The organism is Exiguobacterium sp. UBA7533 (assembly GCF_002479335.1).
In the GTDB taxonomy this organism is placed as follows: Bacteria; Bacillota; Bacilli; order Exiguobacteriales; family Exiguobacteriaceae; genus Exiguobacterium_A.
In genome coordinates, this window is sequence record NZ_DLMP01000001.1 from 259,198 (window position 1) to 263,981 (window position 4,784).

The following is a 4,784-nucleotide window of genomic DNA, read 5'->3' on the forward strand; positions in this document are numbered from 1 at the left end:
ACCGTCCGGTTCTTTATTTTGTTTCGTATTTACGAAATAATTCTTCTAGCAACATCGCTTCGTCCAACGTACGATGAATCGGTTCGTGCGGAAGTGCGATTTGATTCGATAATGTGTCGGAAGGATATACATCAAACGACACTTGTTCCATCTCAATAAGATACTCAAGGATAGAATCAAGTGAGCTTTCCTTTTTAAATTGACGAAGCCAGTTTTCATATCGACGATCTACTTTTCCTTCTTTCAGCAATGTCTCTCCACTAGCAATGATTGCCCATTTAGGCGGCGCATCGATTTGGAAAAGTTCCAACTGCTGATATTCTTCCATCGTTCGTTTCGTCACCGGAATGACACCGTTGATTGAGACCAATCGTTTTAATCTAAGATGCGCTCGCATCGTCATGAATCGCGGTCGTCCGGCGACTCGCTCAACAAGCAAGGTCGGTTTATCAATAGAACGCATCGTTTCTTCATCAAATAATAAACTATGATCTACATCTAATACTAGCATTAAGACACTCCTTTTTTTCTGCGGGAGACGATGAATGCATAGGAGCTACATAAAAGAATCGCTGCAAAACAATAACCACCGATGACGTCTGAAAAATAATGAACGTTTAAAATGATGCGGGAAGCTCCCATGGCAAGAAATAACCCAATTGTCAACACCGATACGATTACTTTGCCAGTCGTTTTTAAATGCCGGAAAGCGACGACAAGAAATCCTACATATACAGCGAATGCCATCGCGGAATGACCACTTGGAAAACTATAGCCAACACCACCAACTAACTCATTCAATGAAGGACGTTCTCGTACGAAGGCAAATTTGACGACTTGATTCAACGCTCCTACAGAGATCGCCATCAATACATACCAAATACTTGCGATACGATCTCGCCACAAGACATAACTCACTACTCCAAGTAACACCGTCATTGTCATCGCCCCAGGACCAGAGCCTAGTTGAGTGAACCAAGAGACATAGTCCCCTGGAACATGTTGAGACATGTACGACGATAATTGAGCGTCAAATAAAAAATAGCCCGTCATTCGAATCGAGACGGCGATGATCACGAACAAGACGACAGCGATGGATGCACCCACCCACGCCGCTCTTGCCCCCCGCATTAGTATGTCCCCTTACGTTCTTCTAATTCTTCTGCTGAATAATCTTCCTTATCCCGCAAACGATGTGCCAAACGCCCTGATGCATTTGCTGCGATGGCTGCAACGATATCGTCCATGAACGTATTGACTTTTCCGTCTCCGAGCTTCGTATCCAGTTCTTTGATGATCCCAACCTTCGCCTTATCCAAATATCCGAATGTCGTAACAGCGATAGAACCGTACGTATTGACAGCACCAATCGCGATCGTTTCATCTACGCCAAATAATCCTTCATCGCTTTGGATGATGGACAAGAGTGGTTCTGATAATAATCCTTTTTCAGCAAGAATATCTAATTCTGCCCCGACAAGGATCGCATGTTGTAATTCACGCTTTTCAAGAACTCGTTCAACCGAACTGACACATGTTTCTACTGTCAGATCCACTGTGTATGGTGCTTGCATTTGGTAAACGATCTCAGCAATCGCATGAATCGTCACCCCGCGTTCATGTAACTTGTCAATTGCTGCTTGTTTGACCTCTTTTGAATGTGTTTTCTTCATGACTGTATCCACCTCTCCAACAAAGTACTTCATTAGTATACACGGATTCTAAAGCTCCTCTCAAACTTCTTTGACATCGACGCCAGAATCCGTCATGATTATTTTGTAAAGCGTTATCATTTCAGGGGAAAGTAGGGGATTTTCGATGAACATCGGGGTTGTATTGTTTCCATCGAAACGCGTTCAAGATTTTGCCAATTCATACCGAAAGAGATATGACTCGAAGTATTCACTGATCACACCGCACATCACGTTACGGGAGCGGACGGGAGTCGATGAGACAGAATTAGATCACATCGTGACAGAGTTAAATCGAATCGCGTCCGAAACGAAACCGGTCAATCTGCACATCCAAGGAGCACGGTCGTTCCATCCGACGAACAATGTCTTGTTCCTTAAAGTAATGCCATCGGATGAGTTAGAACAATTACATCGCGCCTTGCATACAGGACCGCTCGCGCATAATCCGAAATACGATTTCTTGCCACATATCACGATTGGTCAAGAACTGTCGGATGTCGAATTGTTCGATGTACTAGAACGTCTCAAGATGGAAGATATCCGTTTCCAAGAAGATGTCACGAAAATGGCTTTATTGTATGAACTGGAAAATGGAGCTTGGAGTGTCTACGAGACATTCCGCTTTACAGGTCAATGAATGATTAAACTTCCCGGTCGAAGCTTCGACCGGGAAGTTTTAGTTCTGGTAACACTCCATATGCATTCGCCTGTTCTTCTAAAAAATCTTGCGTTTCATGTTCTCGATAAGGATCGACTGGGCGTATCGGTTGAACCCTTGCGACCGGTTCAGTTTTCAGTTGTGGGTCGACTCGTACTTGACGATTCACATATTGTACGACCGTAAAATCGATTGCGTTCATCCTCTGCACTTCCTCTCCCCTTCTAATTCTAACGTTGTTTATAATTGACACTTCCCCGATTAAGCACAAAAAAAACCAAGCTCCCCTCCTAAGGGAAGCCCGGTTCACTAAATCACCTATTACAGAATGTGGAATCCACTATCGACGTGAAGGATTTCTCCTGTTACACCACTCGACATTTGCGAAAGTAAGAATAATCCACTCTGACCGATTTGTTCCGTCGTAACGTTACGGTGAAGTGGCGCGCGTTCTTCGATGCTATCAAGGATTGAGTTGAAATCGCCAACACCTTTTGCTGAAACTGTCCGGATCGGACCAGCAGAGATCGCATTGACACGAACACCTTGCTGTCCGTATTCAGCAGCGAGATAACGAACGCTAGCATCTAATGCTGCTTTCGCAACACCCATGACGTTGTAGTTCGGAACCATCTTCTCACCACCAAGGTAAGTCAATGTGATGACAGATGCGTCTTCTGTGAAGAAATCTTTCGCTGCCTTGACGACTGCCGTCAAACTGTAGGCAGAGATATCAAGTGCTTGCGCGAACTGTTCACGTGTCACACCAGAAAATTCACCACGAAGTGCTTCTTTATCCGCGAATGCGATCGAGTGAGCAATTCCTGAAATCTTACCGTGATCTGCATGGATCGTCTGGAAGACCTGTTCGATTTCTTCATCACTCGTGACATCACACGTATAATAAGAAGCCGGACGTGATAATTCCTGTCCTAATTTTTCAAGTGGTGCTTTGAAACGTTCCCCGACATATGTAAATGCGAGGCTTGCTCCAGCAGCGTCGAGTGCACGTGCGATGCCCCATGCAATCGAACGTTGGTTGATGACGCCCATGACGACGTACGTCTTGCCTTCGAGTGAAGGATAAATATTCATGATAAAGTCCCCCTTGAATTAGTACCTGGTAATAAAACCTATCTTCAGGTTACAAAAACGTAACGCTTCTGTCAACCATCGCTCTTGATATTGCAGATTTGATAAATTACGGTAATATAGAAAGTGATAGAAAGTAGGGATGAAATGAATCGATTCAAATCATTTACACAACGTTATGATCATACGTTGTTGTTTTTACTCGCCTGTCTGATGGTCATCAGCGTCATCGCCATCTATACGGCCCAACCTTCGCTTAAAGGTGCTATCAGTGCCATCAACTTCTCCGCCAAACAAATTCAGTGGTATGTCATCGGTTTCATAGCGTTATCCGTCGTCATTTTCATCGACTATGAACAGCTGAAGCGATTCCACTGGTTTTTATACGGAGCTGGTATCCTGTCATTGATTGGTCTTGTTATTTTCCGTGGTACACCAATCGTTACTGAAATCAAAGGAGCGTATGGGTGGTATCAATTCCCGGTCATTGGGACAGTTCAACCGGCTGAGTTCATGAAATTCTTTTTGATTGTTTCGCTCGCTGCCGTCATCACCGAACACAATGCCCGTTATGTTCAACACGAACGCGACTTCTTATTGCTCGTTAAAATGGTTGCTGTCACGGCTTTGCCACTTGGTCTCATTATCATCCAACCCGATTTAGGAATCGGTTTGATCTTATGTGTCATTCTTGCATGTGCCATGTTGTTATCTGGACTGAACTGGAAATGGCTCTTGACGATGTTTGCCCTGTTCGCAGGTTCTGTCATCATCTTCTTTTACCTGTTTTATTTCCACAACGACTTACTCGCAACGTTTTTCCCAGGTCACGCGATGAACCGGATCATGGCTTGGTTGCAACCTTTTGAATATGCGGATGATCTCTCGTATCAGCTCGTCCAAGCAATCAATGCAACAGGTTCTGGTCAAATGTTCGGGGTTGGATACGGAAAACTGCAGGTATTCGTTCCGGAACTGCATACGGACTTCATCTTTACGACGATTGCCTCACACTATGGTTTCATCGGGGCTGCCATCGTATTGATCGTCTTATTCCTGTTCGTCTATCGCTTGATTCAAATTGCTCTTGAGACGGCGGATCCATTTGGTACCTATATCGTGACAGGATATGTCGCCATGTTCACGTTCCAAATCTTCCAGAACATCGGGATGACTATCGGTGTCTTACCGATCACAGGTCTTCCATTACCATTCATCAGTTATGGTGGATCAACGATGATCGTAAACCTCGTCGGTCTAGGATTAATTATGGCAATCGCTTCTCAGTCTCGGATTTCCATGTTTGATGAAGATTAATCGCATACGATAAAAGGCAGTGG

At 44.4% G+C, this 4,784-nt stretch carries 7 protein-coding genes; 2 read left to right on the plus strand and 5 right to left on the minus strand.

What is annotated here, in order from left to right; translation table 11 throughout:
* Window positions 1-13: 13 nt before the first annotated feature.
* From B2U10_RS01350 to B2U10_RS01360, 3 genes are read right to left on the minus strand one after another with little or no spacing between them, the layout of a single operon-like run.
* Window positions 14-511, minus strand: a complete 498-nt coding sequence (locus B2U10_RS01350; protein WP_290785209.1) for a hypothetical protein — start codon at window positions 509-511, stop codon at window positions 14-16.
* Window positions 511-1,131: a phosphatase PAP2 family protein gene (locus B2U10_RS01355; protein WP_052018989.1), complete on the minus strand. Its 621-nt coding sequence runs from the start codon at window positions 1,129-1,131 to the stop codon at window positions 511-513. Before B2U10_RS01355 ends, B2U10_RS01350 begins: the two co-directional genes overlap by 1 nt.
* Window positions 1,131-1,673 (minus strand): phosphatidylglycerophosphatase A family protein, encoded by a 543-nt coding sequence (locus tag B2U10_RS01360; protein WP_035406640.1) that lies wholly within the window; start codon window positions 1,671-1,673, stop codon window positions 1,131-1,133. The genes B2U10_RS01355 and B2U10_RS01360 overlap by 1 nt, the downstream gene beginning before the upstream one ends.
* A gap of 145 nt (window positions 1,674-1,818) precedes the next feature.
* Here B2U10_RS01360 and B2U10_RS01365 point away from each other — a divergent pair, with 145 nt between their 5' ends.
* The gene (locus tag B2U10_RS01365) at window positions 1,819-2,331 is read left to right on the plus strand and encodes a YjcG family protein (RefSeq protein WP_290785211.1); all 513 of its coding nucleotides are present in this window, start codon (window positions 1,819-1,821) and stop codon (window positions 2,329-2,331) included.
* A 4-nt stretch (window positions 2,332-2,335) separates the two neighbouring features.
* On the opposite strand, the gene B2U10_RS01370 is transcribed toward B2U10_RS01365, so the two are convergent.
* Window positions 2,336-2,554 (minus strand): hypothetical protein, encoded by a 219-nt coding sequence (locus tag B2U10_RS01370; RefSeq protein ID WP_035406634.1) that lies wholly within the window; start codon window positions 2,552-2,554, stop codon window positions 2,336-2,338.
* 119 nt (window positions 2,555-2,673) lie between these two features.
* Complete coding sequence (gene fabI, locus B2U10_RS01375; RefSeq protein WP_029342212.1) at window positions 2,674-3,447, minus strand: enoyl-ACP reductase FabI; 774 nt, start codon at window positions 3,445-3,447, stop codon at window positions 2,674-2,676.
* Between the two features lie 144 nt (window positions 3,448-3,591).
* On the opposite strand from fabI, the gene B2U10_RS01380 reads away from it, so the two are divergent.
* On the plus strand, window positions 3,592-4,761 hold the full coding sequence (locus B2U10_RS01380; protein ID WP_035406631.1) for an FtsW/RodA/SpoVE family cell cycle protein: 1,170 nt from the start codon (window positions 3,592-3,594) through the stop codon (window positions 4,759-4,761).
* The last annotated feature ends 23 nt before the right edge of the window (window positions 4,762-4,784 follow it).